General features: G+C 61.6%; 17 protein-coding genes. 11 read left to right on the top strand and 6 right to left on the bottom strand.

All coding sequences use genetic code 11. The features are described 5' to 3' along the window. Window positions 1-43 precede the first annotated feature (43 nt). From L288_RS42055 to L288_RS36025, 3 genes are all read left to right on the top strand, one after another. Window positions 44-748, top strand: coding sequence for a TetR/AcrR family transcriptional regulator (locus tag L288_RS42055; RefSeq protein WP_021239028.1), 705 nt, complete (start codon window positions 44-46; stop codon window positions 746-748). Window positions 749-958: 210 nt separating this feature from the next. Beyond that, a complete protein-coding gene (locus L288_RS36030) occupies window positions 959-2092 on the top strand; it encodes an FAD-dependent monooxygenase (protein WP_021239027.1) in 1134 nt (377 codons plus the stop codon). Window positions 2093-2136: 44 nt separating this feature from the next. Next, window positions 2137-2883 carry an SDR family oxidoreductase gene (locus L288_RS36025; RefSeq protein ID WP_021239026.1) on the top strand — a complete coding sequence of 249 codons (747 nt, stop codon included), beginning with the start codon at window positions 2137-2139 and terminating at the stop codon, window positions 2881-2883. A 72-nt stretch (window positions 2884-2955) separates the two neighbouring features. On the opposite strand, the gene L288_RS36020 is transcribed toward L288_RS36025, so the two are convergent. Beyond that, a complete protein-coding gene (locus L288_RS36020; protein ID WP_021239025.1) occupies window positions 2956-4563 on the bottom strand; it encodes a GMC family oxidoreductase in 1608 nt (535 codons plus the stop codon). A 790-nt stretch (window positions 4564-5353) separates the two neighbouring features. Between L288_RS36020 and L288_RS36015 the strand changes: the two genes are divergently transcribed. The 5 genes from L288_RS36015 (at window position 5354) to L288_RS35995 (ending at window position 11043) form a co-directional block, all read left to right on the top strand. After that, on the top strand, window positions 5354-7504 hold the full coding sequence (locus L288_RS36015) for a TonB-dependent receptor (RefSeq protein WP_021239024.1): 2151 nt from the start codon (window positions 5354-5356) through the stop codon (window positions 7502-7504). Window positions 7505-7615: 111 nt separating this feature from the next. Then, complete coding sequence (locus tag L288_RS36010) at window positions 7616-8833, top strand: cytochrome P450 (RefSeq protein WP_021239023.1); 1218 nt, start codon at window positions 7616-7618, stop codon at window positions 8831-8833. 143 nt (window positions 8834-8976) lie between these two features. Then, entirely contained in the window at window positions 8977-9828 is an 852-nt protein-coding gene (locus L288_RS36005; protein WP_021239022.1) for an SDR family NAD(P)-dependent oxidoreductase, read from the top strand. Between the two features lie 55 nt (window positions 9829-9883). Further along, window positions 9884-10336, top strand: a complete 453-nt coding sequence (locus L288_RS36000) for a VOC family protein (protein WP_021239021.1) — start codon at window positions 9884-9886, stop codon at window positions 10334-10336. A gap of 47 nt (window positions 10337-10383) precedes the next feature. Next, complete coding sequence (locus L288_RS35995; RefSeq protein ID WP_021239020.1) at window positions 10384-11043, top strand: EthD domain-containing protein; 660 nt, start codon at window positions 10384-10386, stop codon at window positions 11041-11043. Window positions 11044-11065: 22 nt separating this feature from the next. On the opposite strand, the gene L288_RS35990 is transcribed toward L288_RS35995, so the two are convergent. The 5 genes from L288_RS35990 to L288_RS35970 form a co-directional block, all read right to left on the bottom strand. Beyond that, window positions 11066-12232 (bottom strand): cytochrome P450, encoded by a 1167-nt coding sequence (locus L288_RS35990; RefSeq protein WP_021239019.1) that lies wholly within the window; start codon window positions 12230-12232, stop codon window positions 11066-11068. Between the two features lie 22 nt (window positions 12233-12254). Then, entirely contained in the window at window positions 12255-13295 is a 1041-nt protein-coding gene (locus L288_RS35985; RefSeq protein ID WP_021239018.1) for an SMP-30/gluconolactonase/LRE family protein, read from the bottom strand. Next, the gene (locus L288_RS35980) at window positions 13292-14221 is read right to left on the bottom strand and encodes a BKACE family enzyme (protein ID WP_031304624.1); all 930 of its coding nucleotides are present in this window, start codon (window positions 14219-14221) and stop codon (window positions 13292-13294) included. The genes L288_RS35985 and L288_RS35980 overlap by 4 nt, the downstream gene beginning before the upstream one ends. Then, window positions 14218-15180, bottom strand: coding sequence for a LysR family transcriptional regulator (locus tag L288_RS35975; protein ID WP_021239016.1), 963 nt, complete (start codon window positions 15178-15180; stop codon window positions 14218-14220). Before L288_RS35975 ends, L288_RS35980 begins: the two co-directional genes overlap by 4 nt. Window positions 15181-15424: 244 nt before the next feature. Then, window positions 15425-16360, bottom strand: a complete 936-nt coding sequence (locus L288_RS35970) for a LysR family transcriptional regulator (RefSeq protein WP_021239015.1) — start codon at window positions 16358-16360, stop codon at window positions 15425-15427. A 105-nt stretch (window positions 16361-16465) separates the two neighbouring features. Here L288_RS35970 and L288_RS35965 point away from each other — a divergent pair, with 105 nt between their 5' ends. The 3 genes from L288_RS35965 to purU are packed head-to-tail and all read left to right on the top strand — an operon-like array spanning window position 16466 to window position 18647. Further along, complete coding sequence (locus L288_RS35965) at window positions 16466-17317, top strand: aminomethyltransferase family protein (protein ID WP_201766648.1); 852 nt, start codon at window positions 16466-16468, stop codon at window positions 17315-17317. Continuing rightward, a complete protein-coding gene (locus tag L288_RS43740; RefSeq protein WP_201766647.1) occupies window positions 17314-17742 on the top strand; it encodes a glycine cleavage T C-terminal barrel domain-containing protein in 429 nt (142 codons plus the stop codon). Before L288_RS35965 ends, L288_RS43740 begins: the two co-directional genes overlap by 4 nt. A gap of 47 nt (window positions 17743-17789) precedes the next feature. Beyond that, a complete protein-coding gene (gene purU / locus L288_RS35960; RefSeq protein WP_031304622.1) occupies window positions 17790-18647 on the top strand; it encodes a formyltetrahydrofolate deformylase in 858 nt (285 codons plus the stop codon). The last annotated feature ends 68 nt before the right edge of the window (window positions 18648-18715 follow it).

Here is an 18715-nt window from a genome sequence, read left to right as displayed (position 1 = left end):
GGCGCGAAGGCGGACGGGCGGGTCACAGGGAATGAGCCAGAAGATGAAAGAGACCTCCGGGCCCGCGGTCAAAAGCGACGTCCGCGCCACGCGAAACAAGGCGGCATCGATCGAACAGATACTGGATACCGCCGAAGAACTGTTTTCCTGCCATTCCTATGACGAAGTCTCGACCCGGATGATCAGCAGCCGGGCGGGATTTTCGCTGGGCCTGCTCACCTATCATTTCGCGACGAAGGACATTCTGCTCGACGCCGTGCTTGCCCGCCGGGCCACGATGCTGGATGAAGCAAGGCGCGCCTCCTTCGCGCGGCTTCCGGCATCACCCAGCCTGGAACAGGTGTTCGACGCCTTCGCCCGCCCGGTGCTTGACCTCATGACCAACGGCGATGCTGGCTGGCGCGCTTATGGGCGTCTGCTCGCGCGGATGCATCAGGACCCTCGCTGGGCCGCGCTTTTGCTGAAGCATTTCGGGGCGGTCGGACGCGTGGCGATCGAGCGGATCATGGCCGCCGAGCCGTCCCTCAGCCTGGAAACGGCCCAGCGCGGCTTCACCTATGCGCTGTCGGTGATGATGGGCACGTTTGAAATAGACGGGCTGCTCGACCTCGTGTCGGAAGGCCGGATGAGCGGAGAGGATATCTCCGCCGCTTACCCCTCTCTCCTGTCCTATATCGTCGGCGGATTTCAGGCGCTTGCCGGTTACCGGCTGGTACGTCCGCAGCCGCTCTCAAGCGCCAAGGGGTGATCAAGGTCACCATAAGACCTGCTTATTCCATCTACCAAAAACAAATGATTTGAGCTTCGCCGGTTTTCCGGCGACGGTCGGGCATAGCCGCAGGAGCAATGGGTCATGTGCGGGTGCCGGTTCAACCGCACGCGCCCGCACTGGCTATCGTTCGGATGGCGGCGCTCTGCTCTAATATCAGGGCAGAACGGGCAAGAGGATGCGGAGGGGATGGTGAAAGACAACAGGATTCTGGTCATCGGCGGCGGTATCGGCGGCCTGAGCGCGGCCATCGGATTGCATCAGAAGGGCTTCGACGTCGATGTCGTCGAACTGAGCACTGATTGGCGCGTCTATCATGTCGGCATCATCGTCCAGGCCAATTTCGTGCGCGCCCTGGCAGCATTGGACCTGGGTGACGAGGCCGTTGCGGCGGGCTTTCCCTATAAGGGCTGGAAATTCCTCGACATGGCGGGGGAGGAGATTGCGGAGCTGCCTGGTGACTCGACGGTGACCGCGCCCTATCCCGCCGATCTGGGCCTTACCCGTCCCGCCCTTCACAAGGTACTGACCGGCAAGGTGAAGGCGCTCGGCATTCCCGTGCGTCTTGGCGTCACCTTTGAATCCATCGAAGATCGCGGCGACGGCGTAGATGTCCGCTTCACTGATGGAACATCGTGCCGCTATGATCTGGTGATCGGCGCGGACGGCGCTTATTCCAGGACACGCAATATAGTCTTCCCGCACGCGCCAAGACCAAGCTATACTGGACAGGGCGTATGGCGGTACAATGTTCCTCGTCCCAGAGACTTGGAATGGTTCCATCTTTACATGCATGATGACGGCCACACCGCAGGATATTGCCCGCTGACGCAGGACACCATGTATATCATGACGGTGACCGAGGAACCGGGCAATCCCCATTTCCCGCCCGAAAGCCTCGCCGATGAGATGCGCAAGCGTCTCGCTGGCTTCGGCGGCCTGCTTGGCGAGTTGGCCAAGCGCATCACGGAGCCGGAGCTTGTCGTCTACCGGCCCCTTGAGGTCTGCATGCTACCCTCCCCATGGTATAAGGGGCGCATCCTCCTGATCGGCGACGCCGCGCACAGCGCCACGCCGCATCTGGGCCAGGGCGCGGCCATGGCGATCGAGGATTCGGTCGCGCTCGCCGACGAACTGTCGCGCGACGAAGCGCCGCTGGCGGACAAGCTCGCAAGGTTCATGACGCGTCGCTTCGAACGCGCGAACCTGGTGGGGCAAATGTCGATCAAGCTCGGCGAATGGCAGATGAACCCGGCGTCCGCGGAACAGTCCCAGGCCGAGGTCACGGCGCAGATGCGGGCCAAATTGCTCGAACCGATTTGAGCACTCGAAAGAACCTATTTCACTCAGTAGCAGGAGTATGTGTGTTGGCGGATGATCATGGCAGGGCGGACAAGCTTTCGGGACGTCACGTCGTCGTCGTCGGGGGCAGCCAGGGCATCGGCCTCGCCGTCGCTCAGGCGGCGGCTGCGGCGGGCGCGAAGGTGACGATCATGGCCCGCAATCCTGATCGTCTGGCGCAGGCACAAGCGACGATCCCCGGCAGCGCCACGGTCGTCTGCGATGTCGCGGACGAGGCGTCGGTCGAAGCCGCGTTCGGCGGGGTCGCGCAGGTGGATCATCTTGTCGTCACATCCGGCACCTTCGGTTCGGAGGAGCGATGGACCTTCGTGAAGCTTCCCAGGGCGGAATTGGAGCGCGTCGTGCGGGTGCGGATTTGGGGTGTCTTCAACGTCATCCGGGCGGCCAGTTCGAAGCTGGCGGAGCGCGCGAGCATCACGCTGTTTTCCGGCGCTGCGGCATGGAAGCCCGTGCCGTCGCTGGGGGAGGCCGCCAGCACCATGGCGGGCATCGACAGCTTCGCGCGAAACCTCACGGTCGAAATGGCGCCGGTCCGCGTCAACGTGGTCGCGCCTGGCCCGGTCCGCTCGCCCGCGCTCGAACGGCATGTGGGGCAATCCTATGACAGGATGATCGAGCATCTCTCGTCAGTGCTTCCCAGCCGCTATGTCCCTACGACCGACGACATTGCCGACGCGGTGCTGTTCGCCATGCGCAATCCGGCGCTCGCGGGCACGACGCTCCATGTCGATGGTGGCGCGACGCTCGTCTGAGGCAGGCCATCTTTTTCAACGGCCCTGCCACCGCAAGCATTGCTATGGTGGCAGGGCTTCTACCGCTACCCGTCAGCCATTGTCTGACAGGATCATCGCCGCAGCCTTCTCCCCGATCATGATGGACGGCGCATTGGTATGCGCCCCGACGATGACCGGCATGATCGACGCGTCAGCCACGCGCAGGCCTTCGACGCCGTGGACTTTCAGCTTTGCATCGACCACCGCATTCTCGCCAGTGCCCATGGAACAGGTGCTGGTGGCATGATGGGCCGTATGAATATTGGCGCGGATATAATCGTCGATTTCGGCATCGCTGTTGATCGACGGTCCGGGCCTGATCTCTTCTCCGATCAGGTCGGAAACGGGCTGCTGCCGCATCAGGCCGCGGATCCACCGCACCCCTCGCCGCATGGCCGCCAGGTCGCTTTCTTCGGCAAGCAGGTTCCACTGGATACGGGGTTTGTCACGCGGGTCATTGGACCGCAGCTTCACCCAACCCCGGCTATCCGGGCGCAGGATGATGGTGGAGGTGGTGAAAACATGACCACGGGCGCGCGCGATCCCCGGAAACCATATGCGCGCGTCGAAAGCGGTCGGGATGAACATCGTTTCCAGATCGGGCCGTTCCAGTCCCTCGCGCGATTTGTAGAAGGCCATGGCGGTCAGGGGGATGGACCCCGCTATCCCCTTGCCGGTTGCCGCCCACCAGGCGACTGAGCGGGCCACCCGGTCTAGACGGATCGCATTTTCGAAATCCATGGGAATGCGCGGCTGGAATTGCGTATGCAACCCAGGATGCTCCTGCAAATTCTGGCCCACGCCCGGCAGGTCGGCGAGCACCGGGATGTCCATCTCACGCAGATGGTCCGCTGGCCCGACGCCGGACAGCATCAGCAGTTGCGGCGAATTATAAGCGCCCGCCGACAATATCACTTCGCGCGATGCGCGGGCCTGGACGATCTCGCCGCGCCGCAGATATTCAATCCCTACGGCCCGTTTTCCTTCGAACATTATGCGCGTGGACTGGGCTTCGACCGCCACCGTCAGGTTGGGCCGCCGCAAGACCGGGTCGAGATAGCCTCTCGCAGTGCTCGATCGCCGCCCCTTGCGGATGGAGAAGTCCGGGACGCCGAACCCTTCCGGGACGTCCGCTTCAAAATCCTGCCTGACGGGATATCCGTTCCGCCGCGCGACTTCCACAAGCGCCTGGTAAAGCGGGTTGTCAGTCGATTGCCCTTGCGTGCTGATGGGTCCCCCTGCGCCATGGCGATCGCTGCTGCCGCGCCAGCTATTTTCCATGCGTCTGAAATAGGGAAGGACGTCATCGAAGCTCCAGCCCTGGTTGCCCATCTGTGCCCATTGGTCATAGTCCCTGGGATGGCCACGGGTGAACATCATGCCGTTGATGGAGGAGGACCCGCCCAGCACCTTGCCGCGCAGCACCGGCAGGCGGCGATTATCGGCAAATGGCTCCGGCTCCGTCATATAGCCCCAGTTCAGGCCGGGCCGAAGCATGAGCGAAAAGAAGGAAAGCGGCATCGCCATGAGCGGGTGGCGGCTCGCCTTGCCTGCTTCGAGCAGCAGGACGCGTATGTCTGGATCGGCGCTCAGGCGGTTCGCGATGACCGCGCCTGCCGAACCTGCGCCAACGATGATATAGTCAAATTCGTCGGTCATCGAATTGCTGCTGCCTCTTCCCGCCAGATGATCCAAAAAGCTGGATATGCCGCCGATTGCAGAGGGGGGCTTCGGCTCCGCAAGACCCGATCAGCGCCGCCCGGCAGTCATTACGGAAGACATATCGGGTCTCTTATAGGCAGCAAAGAACAGGCAGGAAAAATCAGTCGCGCTGATGTGCGGCATATGACGGGATTATGAAAGGCAGTTTGCAACGGCCCTTCACGATACCGTCAAATAGCGGGGCGCCACCATCATCATTGCGGCAATGCTTGATCCGCCCGGATTATGGCAAGCATAATGGATATATATTTCCTGCCCCTTATCCGCCCTGCTAGACCTTGGACCGATAGATGGATTCAGGGCAGATATTCCAGAAGTTATGGCGAAGTGACCTGATCATATCGGGCGTGCCATGGCGAGCCATTTGGGAGTGGTGAAAGTCCAGATCCAAAGGCGGCGAAATATCAGCAGATTAAGGACAGTGATCAAGTCGGTGGAGTTGATCGCGACGGTCTTTGCCGCACGCCCTTTGAAGATGATCTTGAGAATAAGAACGTCAAAAAATCATAGAAAAAGGGAGGATGATATGAAATTTCTGGTTCTTTGCGGATCTCCTTTCGCGCTTGCATTGGCGCAAACGGCCGCGGCGGAGGTTCCGGGTACACCAGCGGATACTCCCAATGCAGAACAGTCAGGATCGGATGCTTCGGCAAATAGAAACGCTTCCGGGCTTGCCGATATCATCGTCACGGCATCGCGCAGAAGTGAAAGCGCCCAGCGGGCGGCATTGGCGATCCAGGCGATCACCGGCGAAGACCTTGCCCAGCGCGGCGTGCTGCGTCCTGAAGATCTGAACGCGGTCGCGCCCGGCGTGAATATTGGCACGGCGGGCAATTATCCGCAGGTCTATGTTCGCGGCGTCGGCAATTATTCGGCGAACTCCTTTGCCGAAGGCGCGGTCGCGGTCAATCTCAACGGCGTCTATGTGTCGCGGCCCTGGGCCACGCGCGCCAGCTTCTTCGACCTCGATCGTGTCGAGATATTGAAGGGGCCGCAAGGCACGCTTTATGGCCGCAACGCATCGGGCGGCGCGGTGAACGTCATCTATGCGCGTCCAAAGCTGGGGTCCCGGTCGGGCTTCATGGAGGTTGAGGCCGGCAATTACGACCTTCTGCGCGGAACGGCGGCGGTCAACCTGCCGGTCGGCGACACGCTGGCCATTCGTGCAAGCGGGCAGATCGTCCATCGCAACGGCTATCTGAGCGACGGCGCGGACGACGACAAGAGCCAGGCCGCCCGGCTTCAATTGCTCTATGAACCTGACAGCACATTCTCGCTGCTGCTGACCGGCGCCTACCAGCATATCGGCGGCGTTGGCGCGGGCGGGGTCCCGCTCCCCAGGATTTCGGGCAAGAGCGCCTGGACGTCCGTTACCGATCCCAGCCTGGAACCCATCTATGCCGGAGAACCCGGCGTCGGACCGTTCCTGACCCGCCCGACGACGGCCCAGAATGTGAATATCGACGTTCTCCATGTGTCGGCGGAAATGAATTGGGATCTGGGACCGGCGACGTTGACGGTCATTCCGGCCTACCGGCGCGGCAAGCTGGAAGATCTCCACAATCTGACCGGCTTTCGGACCACGGACAGCGAAATCGATCATCAGACCAGCGTGGAAGCCCGTCTGGCCAATGAAAGCGCCGCCTTCAAATGGGTCGCCGGCGGCTTCTACTTCGATGAGCATCAGAAGCGGGGCGACAAGCCTTACAGTCTGGTCGCCGACATTGGTCCTGCCACCGCCGTCCTGGACGTCGATCAGAAAAGCCGGAGCTATGCCGCCTTCGGTCAGGCGACCTACAGCCTCACGGAAGCCCTGCGCCTGACCGGGGGCCTGCGCTATACCTATGAGCGCAAGACGCTTGGCGGACCCACCACCAATTATCAGCTTCCCATGCCGGGTGTGGGATGCGCGCCGCCTTATGTCTTCAATCCCGCCACGCCTTATCCACCGCAATTTTGCACTTTCTCTTCACGGATGGACAACCGCCGTACCTTCAAGCAGGTATCGTGGAAGGCTGGCGTCGAATATGACGTGGCGCCCAACTCGCTCCTCTTTTTCAATGCCAGCACGGGCTTCAAATCCGGCGGCTATTACCCCGCGCCACTGCCCAATTCTTTCGGGCCGGAAAAAGTGCTGGCCTTCGAGCTTGGCAGCAAGAATCGTTTCTTCGACAACAAGCTTCAGCTGAACCTTGAAGCCTTCTACTGGAAATATAAGGGCCAGCAGCAAAGCTATTTCTCTGCAACCTCCATTCCGGGCTATTTCACTTTCGCAACCGTGAATGCAGGCAAGGCGCGGATCTTCGGCATCGACGCGGATATCGCCTTTCGCCCGACCGATGCCGATACGTTCAATCTCCAGGTCGAATATATCAACACCAAATATCAGAAGTTCACCATCACCAACTACACCTCGCTTGGGCCGCCAGTGACGGGCTGCGATATCGGGCAGCTCAGCCCGGACGGGGCGACGCGCCCGATCGACTGCGCCGGTTTTCCGCTTGTCCGCACGCCCAAATGGAGCGGCACGGCGAGCTACTCGCATCGCTTCGAGCTGAGCAGCGGCTTCGCGATTGAACCGGGCGCGAGCGTGCAGTTCGCCTCCTCAAGCTGGCTTTCGGTCGAATATCTGGGCACGGAGCGGCAGGACGCCTATGCGATGCTTGATGCCTCGCTCGCCTTCTACGCGCCGGGCAACCAGCTGTCGCTGACGGTCTTTGCGAGAAACCTCACCAATGAAGCGGTGATCACCCAGGCCAACCGGCACCTGTTCATCCATCCCGCCCCAGCCAACCCCAATGGCGGCGCTGACGGGCTGATCGTCGGCAGCATTCGCGCACCCCGCACCTACGGCGCGCGCCTGAGATATAATTTCTGATGGCCGTGAAGGCGCCGATGGTCCGCCTGAACGGAGGGCAGGGACCATCAGCGCCTTCACCGGGCGGCGAGCCTTTCGAACGACGAAAATTGCAGAACTGAGGAGTTGAAGATGGTCACGACTGAATATGCTCGAAAGGCAATCGCCGCACCCGACCCAGCGGAAATACCCTATATCACCAGCGACCCCCTGAACCGCGAAGCCATCCTGAACGCCACCGCCGTCGACAAGGAAATTCAGGCTGCCGGGCCGATGGTCTGGCTCGATCATCATAAGATGTGGGCCACCGCTCGCTATGATCTGGTCAAGGCGATCCTTCAGGATTGGGAGACCTTCTCCTCCGCGCAGCGGCCTTTTGAAAACCCCGACATTCCCATTCCGCAGATCGCGGTCAGCGAGGACCCGCCGTCGCACACCGACACGCGGCGCGCTCTGAACTGGATTCTCGCCCCCGCCGTCATACGCACCTTGAAAAGCAATTTCGAAGCGGCGGCCCGCGCAGCCGTCGATCGCGTCGCCGACGCGAAGGGCATCGATATCGTCGAGGGTCTGGTGAGGCCCTATATCTTCAAGGTGTTCGGGGACGCGATGGGGCTGCGCCCCGATGGACGGGAGAATCTGTCGCTGTTCGGCGCCGCCGCGATCAATGCTTTTGGTCCGACCACCGACTTCATGATCCAGTTCTTCGAAGAAGCCAGGGAGGCAGCGGTCTGGGTCCAGGGGCAGTGCAATCCCGAAGCCCTGGCTCCCGGCAGCATCGGCGCGCGTGTGTTCGAAGCGGCCGATCGCGGCGACATGACGCATGACCGCGCGGCGACATTGGTGCTGGCGCTGCTCACGGCGGGCACCGACACCACCATCGGCGTGCTCACCAATATGTTCTACGGCTTCTCGCAGTTCCCGGACCAATGGACCGTGCTGCGCAACAATCCAGATCTCGCCCTCAGCGCTTTCGAGGAGGGCCACCGCTGGCTCAGCCCCGGCCGCTGGCTGGGCCGCGTCGCGGTGCGCGATACCGAACTGGCGGGCGCCCATATCCACAAGGGCGATCCGGTTCTGATCTTCGCCACAATGGCGAACCGCGACCCCACGGTCTGGGACGAGCCGGACCGGTTCGACATCACCCGCAAGTTTGGCAAGCATCTCTCCTTTGGCACCGGCATCCACAATTGCGCGGGCCAGATGCTGGCGCGCGAGGAGGCGGTGGCGTTGATCCGCGCCATGGCGGAAAAGATCGAACGTATCGAACTCGCGGGCAAGCCGGAGGTGATGATATCGGCCTTCCAGACCTTCGATCATCTGCCGATGAATTTCCACGCCGCTTCCTGAACTTACGCTCGACAGGCAAGCGTTTCGATAAGGGGGCGGAAAGGCTGACCCGGCCGCCGATGCGATGCAGATGGCGCCGGGCAGCCGATCTGAACGATCTCATTCCGGCTTGGCCGGATCGTCAACCATTTGGGAGTCTTCATATGCCGGATTATGCAGGCAAGGTTGCCTATATCACAGGCAGTGGCAGCGGGATCGGCCGGGGACTCGCCATGGCTTTCGCGCGGGGAGGGGCGGCGCTGGCGCTGGTCGACATCTCGCCTTCTTCGCTGGAAGAAGTGAAGGCGGCGGCGGAGGAAGCCGGCTCCCCCAAGGTCACGATCCATGTGGGCGACGTCACGGACAATGACCGGCTCGCGGCGATCGCCGGGGAGGTTTTGGACGCTCATGGCGAGGTTCATTATCTGTGCGCCAATGCTGGCGTCGGGCTTGCTGGAATTCCGTTCACGAAGGTGACGCCCGAAGAGGTGCGCTGGTCCCTCGATGTCAACACCATCAGCGTCTATGAAACCGTCCGCTCGCTCATGCCGTCCATGCTGGCGCACGGAAAGCCTGCCTATATCCTCTGCACGGCGTCGCTGGCTGCCCTGGTGGCCTCGCCCGGCTGGCATATCGCCCTCTATGCGGCGGCGAAATTCGGGGTTGCGGCCTTGTCCCAGGGCATGCGGGATGAGATTGGGGACAGGCCGATCAGGGTTTCCACCATCTATCCGGGGCTGACCCGCACCAACATCGGCGCTAACTTCCTCGCCCTGCGCCCTGCGGGAGGCGTCACGCCGGACATCCCCGAAGGCCTCGCGGAGTCCGAAAAGACCATCTCTCCCGATCAATCCGCGCAGATCATTCTGGCGGCGGCCGCCGCGGGTGTGGAGGACATCTTCACACATCCGGATGACGCGCGGGAGATGCATCAGGAATATTGCGATCGTATCCAGAAGGGCATCGCTGGTTCCAGCGCGGTCGTCGCGCGCATCCGTGACCATGTGACTGCCTGAATGCCGGAGTTCGAAGCCCGGACGGGCGCAGAGTAATTTTGCTGGGAGAAACAGGATGCTTTTTGAACGGGTCGATCGGGTCATCGCGCTGGTCGATGACATTGACAAAGCCAGGGACTTCTTCAGCGATCTGCTCGGCTGGAAGTTCGACGATGTCATCAGGTCGGAAGAACAGCAGATCGCCGTGACGCTGGCGGGCCGCCATGGTTTTGAGCTGGGCCAGCCACTTTCCGACGGCCATCCAGTCGGCGCGGCGGAAATGAAGCATCTGGCGGACCATGGCCCTTGCCTGCGCACCTTCGTCATCAAGGTGTCCAACCTTGATGAGGCGGTCGCGCATTTCCGCAAGCGCGGGATAGAGCCGCTGATGATCAATTCGATCGGGCCCGCCCGCGAAGCCTTCTACGATGCCAGCCAGACCTACGGCATTTCCTTCCTGCTCAATGAATATCCCGAACCCCACCCTATGTCGCTGATCGGCAAGAAGGTCGAACAAGAAGGCGGCTGAGCGAAACGTTATAAGTGACTATTTCAAACGATAAGAAAGCGTGCGTTATGAACAAAGTCGTTATCGTCCCCAAAACCAAGATCGGCTTGTCACGGGCTGATATTCAGCATCATCTGTTGAACGTTCACGGCCCGCTCGCCATGGCGCATGAAGAGGTCGGCGGCCGGTTTGACGGATATGCGCATGCCTATGCCATCGATGGCGCGTCCGACAGTGTCAGCGGCGCGCCACTGCTGGATTGCGACGCGCTCTCGCTGGTGCGGATCGCGTCAAAGCAGGTTGCTTTCGCAACGCTGGACAATGATGCCTATCGCAATCATGTGCAGCCGGACGAGGATAATTTCGGTGACCGCGAAGGCACCCGCATCCTCTTTGCCGATGCAACCGAATGGGGACCGCCCGCCAAGAGTGGAGACACGAAGGTCATCCTGTTCAGACGTGCGGAGCGCACGCCCCCGGCCACCGCATTGGCGGAGTGGCGTACCCGGCTGGAAAGGCTGCTCTCCCGCTATCCCTCGGTTTCATATTGCCATAACGCCATCGAACAGGGCGAAGAACCGGCGGCCTGGGACGCGATCGATGAAGTGGTTGTGCCCAGTGGGGGGCTGCCACAGGATTTCTCTGCCCAACTGTCGGAGGCTGCGATTGAAGTGTTCGGTACGGATGCGGTGGCTGCGATGGTGACGCGCTACCAATTGTTCAAATAGGGCGGGCGCGCGCCCCTCGCGATCAACAATCGACCCGCACTTTCAGCGAGGAAAAGCCGCGCAGCACCGCATGGTCGGTGCGCTTTTCCTCCAATATTTCGATGCTCCTGACCCGCCGCGTCAGGGCAGTCAGCAGCGCCGTCATCTCCAGCAGCGCAAGGTTGGCGCCCACGCAGCGGTGGATCGCGTGTCCGAAGGAAAGGTGGTCCGTGCTGTCGCGCTCGATGTCGAAGCGATCGGGATCCGGATAGCGCCGCTCGTCACGATTGCCCGCCGCGAACAGCATCAATATGCGGCTGCCCTTTGGAATATCCACACCGTCGATATTTGCGTCGCGGGTGAGCAGGCGTGAAAAGCCGGTCACCGGGCTTTCCAGCCGCAAGGCTTCGTTGATCGCGCGCGGAATCAGGGCGGGCCGGTCACGGAGGCGTTGCCACTGTTCAGGATGCTTCGCCAGCAGCCACATCAGATTGGATGTTGCGAAGATTGTGGTGTCGAGCGATGGCGCAAGATAGGCTTGCAGCAGGCTTTCGAACGTATCCTTGGTGATCTCGCCGGCCTTCACTGCTTCATGGAGTTCCGCCGCCCAGCCGCCCGGCACCAATCGTTCCGGCAAAGCGGCGTCCGCGATATAGGCGACCATTTCGCCGACGATGGGAAGCGCTTCCGCCGCATAGCTGCTGCCTTCCATCGCCATGCTGTTGAAGACGGCCGCCGCCCAATCGAGCATCCGCCGCCGTCCATCGTCCGGCATGCCGACCAGTTCCGACACGATCGTAAGCGGCAGATGCTGGGCAAGGTCCGTGGCGGCGCAGAACTCGCCGCGTGACGCCAGATCGTCCACCAGCGCTTCCGCGGTTTCGGTGATCTTTTGCCGCAAGGCCGCCAGCCGCCCTGGCGCTAGGGGGCGGCCGACGACCTGCCGCAATCCGGTGTGCAGCGGCGGGTCGCTGGCAAGGACCGTCCCGCTCAGCGCGTCATTCATCGTCTCGTTCAAAGCCACGCCGGACTGCGAACTGAACAGGGACCAGTCGCTCAACGCTTGTTTGAGATCGGCGTGGCGGCCCATGGCGAAGACCCCGCCCGGTAGGCGGCAGACGGGCCCCGCATCGCGGATCGCCTTAAAGACCGGATACGGATCGGCGATCAACTCAGGCGAATATAGATCGATATCCAGATCGGCAATCATGGTGGCATCCTCTCAGCCTTGATCAGCGCCAGTGAACCATGGGCAATCCCGCAACTGGGGAAGTGAAATAGGGGAGGCGGCTCCCCTTGAGGCTGCCGAGATAAGCGGTCTTGAGGTCGGGCCCCCCAAAGGTCACGCTTGCAAGCCAGGGCGCGATCGTTCCGCCGCAGCGCGACAGAATGTCGAAGGAGACGCTCTTGCCAGTAGCGAAGGCCGCTTCAAATTCTGCCGTAGCGGCATCATTGCCGTCGTCCAGCAATTCGAGCAGTTCGCCATCGGGCGTCAGGGCAATCAGCCGGTCCGCCAGGAACATCGTGCCCCACAAATTGCCATAGGCATCGAAGCTGATGCCGTCGATCAGACCCTTGCCAAGATTGCCGGGGCCGAAAATCTCCCGGTCGGTGAGCGATCCATCCTCACGGATGCGCAGCCGCGTGATGCGCTTGGCCGTGGTTTCAGCGACATAGATCCACTCTTCCGCCGCATCCAGCCTGACCTCGTTCGTGAAAGAAAAGCCATCGGCCACGATCCGCGCGCCGCGCTCGTCGATCAGCAGCAGATAGCCGTCATGCAATGCGCTGCAAATTGCATCGCTCCACGGGTTGATCCGGGTGGAGATGGTCACCCACAGCCTGTTCCGGCTGTCTCGCAGCACGAAATTGACCTTGCCCATCGGCGCGCCGTCAAGTTCGGAAAGCAGGACTTGCGTCGCGCCGCCAGGGGTCATCATCTCCAGCCGGTCCGTGCCGAAATTGGCGATGAGGAAATTGCCCTCGGCATCGAAGGCCAGCCCGTTGGGCAGGGTGCCGGTCAACAGGCTGGACGCGGCATCGGCGGCGAGATCGAAATGATGGTCCGCCTGCTGGGCAATCAGCCGTTGCGACCCGTCCCTGGCGATCGCCACCACGCCGCCGCGCGCGTCGGCTGTGAACAATGTGCCGTCGGGGCGCGCCAGGATGCATTCGGGGCGCTGCAATCCCTCCCCCACATATCGGATGGTGGCGGGATCGACCTGCCAGCCCTTGAGGGGATTGGGTCCGGGGGAGGTGCGGATGACGGTCATGCGGATATCCTCGTATTGGCGGCGCCCTTGAGCTGGAGAAGCTCTCGGGCCTCGGCGGGTGTTGCGATTTCAAGCGAGAGCGCTTCGATGACCTGCCGGATGCGGGTCACCTGGTCGGCGTTTGACCGGGCCAACCGTCCGGGGCCGTCCCAAAGCGAATCCTCGATCCCCACGCGCACATTGCCGCCGATCGCCGCGGACAGGGTGGCGATCGGCATCTGGTTGCGGCCAGCGCCCAGCACGGACCATTGATAGTCATGGCCGAACAGCCGGTCGGCCGTCCGCCGCATCATGATGACATCTTCATAATGCGGCCCCGCTCCGCCCCGCAGACCAAAGACCGACTGGATGAAAAGCGGCTTGGGCAGCAGGCCGCGATCCAGGAAATAGGCGGCGGTATAGAGGTGACTGGTGTCATAGCATTCCAGCTCGAACCGCGTCCCCGCATCGCCGCAGGACCGCAGAATATGCTCGATGTCCCGGAAGCTGTTGCGGAAGACCAGATCGTCGGAATTGCGCAGATACGGTTCTTCCCAATCATGCTGGAATTCCTTGAACCTGTTCAGCATCTCGAACAGGCCGAAGTTCATCGACCCCATGTTGAGGGATGCCAGTTCCGGCTGGAACACGCGCGCGGGCTCCAGCCTTTCTTCCAGCGTCTGAACGGGCGATCCGCCGGTCGTGATGTTGATGACGACATCGCTCTGTTCGGCGATCGCGGGAAGGAAGCGCCGGAACAGCGCCGGGTCCTGGCTGGGACGCCCATCCTCTGGCTGCCGGGCATGAAGGTGCACGATGGCAGCGCCCGCCTGCGCCGCCCCGATCGCCGCCTCTGCGATCTCGGACGGCGTGACAGGCAAATGCGGCGACATGGACGGCGTGTGGATGGCCCCTGTCACGGCGCAGGTGATGATCACTTTCCTCAAATTGCAACTCCATGAAATTCGTGAGGTCCAGATCCATTCATTTTTGCGGCCACCTTCTGGACGACTTCGCGCAACCACAAATGGGCGGGATCAAGATCGGTCCGGGGGTGCCAGATTGCGGTTTCTTCAAGCGGATCGACCGGCAGCGGCGCTGGCACCGCCTTCAATTCCAGGGCATCCGCATGCAGCGCCAGCATCCGCGCTGGCACCATCGTCAGCAGTTCGGTCTGGCTCGCCATCGCCATCGCATGCAGGAAGGAAGGCGCCCATGCGCGGGTGGGCGGCCGTTTCGATTGCCGCCTCAGCGCCTGTTCGACCAGGCTGATGACCGTTCCACCGATGCGGACATCGACATAAGGCTGCTCGCAAAACTCGTCATAAGTGAGTTCCTTCGCAAGCGCCGGATTGCTCCTCGAACCGACCAGCACGAAATGATCGATGAAGAGGCGTTGCGTACAAAGACCGTCGTTCGCATAGTCCGGGTCGAAGAGGACGCTGTGCGGCAGGGCGACGCCCATGTCGAACTGACCTTCGCGAAGGCGCGCGATCATGTCGATCGACAAGTCGTGCATCTCGCATGTCACATGGGGAGCGAGCCGCCCGATTGCGTGGATCAGCGGCACACCGAACACCTCGGCGCAATAACCCGACATCACGATGCGGAAGGAATGACGGGCGGTTTCCGGGTCGAAGCTCGCCTCGGTATTGAATATGCCGCGTATCCCGAAAAGCAGGTCCTTGACTGGCCCGGCGATGGCTTTCCCGCGGGGCGTCAATTCCATCTGGCGGCCGATGCGTTCCAGCAGCGGGTCGGACAGTTGGACGCGGAGCTTCTGGAGCGCCGCGCTCATGGCAGGCTGCGAAACGCGCAATTTCTCCGATGCCCGCGTCACATTTCGTTCGGTCAGCAACGCATCAAGCGACACAAGAAGATTAAGGTCGAAGCCTTCGAAATGCATGGGTCAGCCGATCGCGCCAAGCTGGCGCCTATGCCCGGCATAGCCATGCCCAGCCTGGCACAGCTTCACACATTCCAGAGCAATGCCGGGAATCCTCGCTCGTCCCCACATGCTCCATCTCCGTCCGTTACTGCCAGTGGCTCGCTGTTCTTCCGGGTTTTATCGGAGCAGGACGGGGCTAGAAAATTTAAAGTGATAATGTTTGATATAACCGGGGATTATCTCAGGAACCGCGCTCGTGCGGTTATGCTTCGGTCATGATCGCGGTGGGATCGCGGCCGGTGAGTTCCGATCGCACGAATTCGCGCAGCCATCCGACTTCGGGATCGCCCTCGGTGCGGCGATGCCAGAAGAAGCCCAGCGGGATCGCGGGAATGGGGAAGGGCGGCGGAAGCACGCGCAAGGGGTAGATGCGGGCATAGGCGACGCCCAGCGACGAAGGCACCACGCTGATCATGTCCGTGCGGGAAATGAGGTGCGGAACGCTCAGGAAATTGGGGACATGCAGGCGGACGCGGCGCGCCAGCCCAAGATCAGCGACACGACGCTCGACGATCGCCTGGCTGCTGCCTTCCTGATCGACCACCAGATGCTCCGCTGCAAGGAAAGCGTCGAGGTCGAGGGACGTGCCGACGATCTGATTGCTATCGCGCACGATGCAGCTGAAGGGATGTTCGAACAGGGGTGCGCATCCGATATTGGGTCCGCGCACATCCGGGAAATAACCGATCGCAAGGTCGATCATCCCCCGCTCCAGCGCTGCATGTACCTGATTTTGCGGAAGGGACAGGCACCGCAGCGTGATCCGGGGCGCAACCTGGGCGAGCGCATCCAGAAGCGGCGGCAGGAAGACGAGCGCGCCGATATCGGACGTGGTCAGCGTAAATTCCCGGTCGCTATTCGCCGCATCATAACCCGGCTTGCGGATCACCTTGCCCTCTATAATCGCCATAGCTTCGCGCAGGGGCGTGATGATGCGTTCTGTAAAGGGCGTCGGCCGCATCCCCCGCCCGGTTCGCACGAACAGCTCGTCGCCGAAATAGCGCCGCAGTTCGGCAAGGCGGCTGCTGGCGAGCGGCTGCCTGATCCCCAGCGCATAAGCCGCAGCGGTCAGGCTGCGGCTGTCATAAAGACGGTCCAGCAGAAGCAGCAGATTAAGGTCAAGGCGTCTGATATCCATATATCGAATAAGGCATATCTCATCTTAGTCGCTTTTCAAGATGAGGCTGGCGAGCGATAGGGATTGGCGCTGCGTCGACAGCGCAACAAGGATAGGATCTGCCGAATGGATATAGCAGCGCTGCGTCGCACGCCGGAGGGCTATTTCACCACCCGCTGGGGATTGCCGGAATATACCGACTGGCTGGATGAAAGCATGTCCTGGAAGCAGACATGCTATATTGGCGACTGGTCTTTCCTGTGGCAGCGGCGTTATCTCGGTCCTGACGTCTTCAAGCTTTTTTCCGACTTCACCGTCAACAGTTTCGCGAATTTCGCGGTAGGCCAATCCAGACACGCCATACACGTCACGAAAGCGGGCAAGGTCATAGCGGAGGGCATCCTGACCCGCTTGGGCGAGCAGGAAGTCCGGCTATTCGGGCGCGGCACTTTCTGGATCGATTATCAGCTCGCCCAAGGCAGCTATGATGTCGAGAGCATTGCGGAGGAAGGCTATAATTTCCAGGTGGCAGGACCGCTCGCGGCCGCCGTGATGGAAAAGCTGGTCGGACCGCAGATCCGCGACATCAAGTTCATGCGTAATGGCGAAACGATTATCGCCGGGCGGCCCGTGGTCGCGCTGCGTCAGGGCATGTCGGGCGAGCCGGGCTGGGAGCTGCAAGGCCCTGCGGAAGACGCGAAGGCCGTCTATGACGCTGTGGTGGAAGCGGGACAGGAGTTCGGCATCCGCAAACTGGGCGGCCGGGCCGCCTTCATCAATCATCTGGAAGCCTGCTATCCTACTATCGTCCCGACTATATGCCTGCGATTTTCGATGAGGACCTTCGCGGCTATCTGGAAGCCTTCCGCGCCGGGCTGCCGGCATTCGCCTCCACCTTCAATGTCGCGGGCAGCTTCCAGTCGGATGATATCAGCGACTGGTATCGCAGCCCGGTCGAACTGGGATGGGCCAAGGTGATCAATTTCGACCATGATTTCCTTGGCCGCGCCGCGCTGGAGGCCGAAGTGGCAGCGCCCCGGCGCGTGATCCGCACGCTTGTCTGGAACGCTGACGACGTGCTGGACGTCCATGCGTCGCTGTTCCGCTCTGGCGCGCCCTATCATTTCATGGAGATGCCGCGCGACCAGCGCGGCTTCATGTGGGCCGACCGCGTCGTGGCGGGTGGACAGGATGTCGGGGTCGCGACCTCGCGCGGGTACAGCTTCTTCTTTCGCGAAATGCTGTCGCTATGCGTCATCGATGTCGCCCATGCGGAAATCGGCACCGATGTCACAGTAATCTGGGGTGCGCCAGGCGAACCGCAGAAGCAGATCAGGGCGAAGGTCGCGTCCGCGCCTTACAAGCAGGATAATCGTCGCGTGGATATGCACGCGCTGCGCTGATTGCTACTAATCTCACTCCTGTCATTTTCGAGCCGGGGGGAATGCTCGTGTCCGATACCTATATTTTGAAGCTCAGTTGTGCCGATCATCCGGGCATAGTCGCGGCCGTCGCCGGAACGCTGGTGCGCAATGGCGCGAACATCCGCGAGGCGCAGCAGTTCGAGGATGTCTTCACCGGCCGCTTCTTCATGCGCGTCGAATTCACCTTGGCGGACGATTCCAGCCTGCCGTCTCTGGAGAAGGCCTTTGTCACGACGGCGGGTGAACATGGGCTCGATTGGACCATGCGCCCTCATGCGACGCCCAAGAAGGTTCTGATCCTCGTTTCCAAATTCGACCATTGCCTTGGCGACCTTCTTTACCGGCACCGGCTTGGCGAATTGAACATGGACATTGTCGGCATCGTGTCCAACCATCCACTTGAGGCGCTCAAGGTGTCGCTGGTGGGCGACATCCCCTTCCATCATTTCCCCATCACCAAGGATACGAAGGCGCAGCAGGAGAGCCGGATCAAGGCCCTGGTCAACGAAACCCAGCCGGATCTCATCGTGCTGGCGCGCTATATGCAAATCTTGTCCGACGACCTGGCCGCTTTCCTCGCAGGGCGCTGCATCAACATTCATCACAGCTTCCTCCCCGGCTTCAAGGGCGCGAAACCCTATCACCAGGCCCACGCCCGCGGCGTCAAGCTGATCGGCGCGACGGCCCATTTCGTGACGGCTGATCTGGATGAAGGACCGATCATCGAACAGGATGTCGATCGCGTCAGCCACCGGGATTCGCCCGACGATCTGGTCAGGAAGGGCCGCGACATTGAACGCCGCGTTCTGTCACGCGCGGTTCACGCCTTCCTGGAGGACCGGGTGTTCGTGAACGAGCAGACGACCGTCGTCTTCCCTCACTAAGACCATAAGGATAAAGTTGCGGCAGCTTACGTGACCATCCCCGGCATCATCGAGATGCCGGGGATGGT

The organism is Sphingobium quisquiliarum P25, assembly GCF_000445065.1.
GTDB classification, from domain to species: Bacteria; Pseudomonadota; Alphaproteobacteria; order Sphingomonadales; family Sphingomonadaceae; genus Sphingobium; species Sphingobium quisquiliarum.
Note: the sequence above shows the minus strand (reverse complement) of the source record. Positions and strands in the feature narration are given on the sequence as shown.

Excerpts from the sequence above, each read along its gene's own strand:
- L288_RS42055 (WP_021239028.1), top strand. The coding sequence starts at position 44 with ATGAAAGAGACCTCCGGGCCCGCGGTCAAAAGCGACGTCCGCGCCACG.
- L288_RS36030 (WP_021239027.1), top strand. The coding sequence starts at position 959 with ATGGTGAAAGACAACAGGATTCTGGTCATCGGCGGCGGTATCGGCGGC.
- L288_RS36020 (WP_021239025.1), bottom strand. The coding sequence starts at position 4,563 with ATGACCGACGAATTTGACTATATCATCGTTGGCGCAGGTTCGGCAGGC.
- L288_RS36010 (WP_021239023.1), top strand. The coding sequence starts at position 7,616 with ATGGTCACGACTGAATATGCTCGAAAGGCAATCGCCGCACCCGACCCA.
- L288_RS36005 (WP_021239022.1), top strand. The coding sequence starts at position 8,977 with ATGCCGGATTATGCAGGCAAGGTTGCCTATATCACAGGCAGTGGCAGC.
- L288_RS36000 (WP_021239021.1), top strand. The coding sequence starts at position 9,884 with ATGCTTTTTGAACGGGTCGATCGGGTCATCGCGCTGGTCGATGACATT.
- L288_RS35995 (WP_021239020.1), top strand. The coding sequence starts at position 10,384 with ATGAACAAAGTCGTTATCGTCCCCAAAACCAAGATCGGCTTGTCACGG.
- L288_RS35990 (WP_021239019.1), bottom strand. The coding sequence starts at position 12,232 with ATGATTGCCGATCTGGATATCGATCTATATTCGCCTGAGTTGATCGCC.
- L288_RS35985 (WP_021239018.1), bottom strand. The coding sequence starts at position 13,295 with ATGACCGTCATCCGCACCTCCCCCGGACCCAATCCCCTCAAGGGCTGG.
- L288_RS35975 (WP_021239016.1), bottom strand. The coding sequence starts at position 15,180 with ATGCATTTCGAAGGCTTCGACCTTAATCTTCTTGTGTCGCTTGATGCG.
- L288_RS35970 (WP_021239015.1), bottom strand. The coding sequence starts at position 16,360 with ATGGATATCAGACGCCTTGACCTTAATCTGCTGCTTCTGCTGGACCGT.
- L288_RS35965 (WP_201766648.1), top strand. The coding sequence starts at position 16,466 with ATGGATATAGCAGCGCTGCGTCGCACGCCGGAGGGCTATTTCACCACC.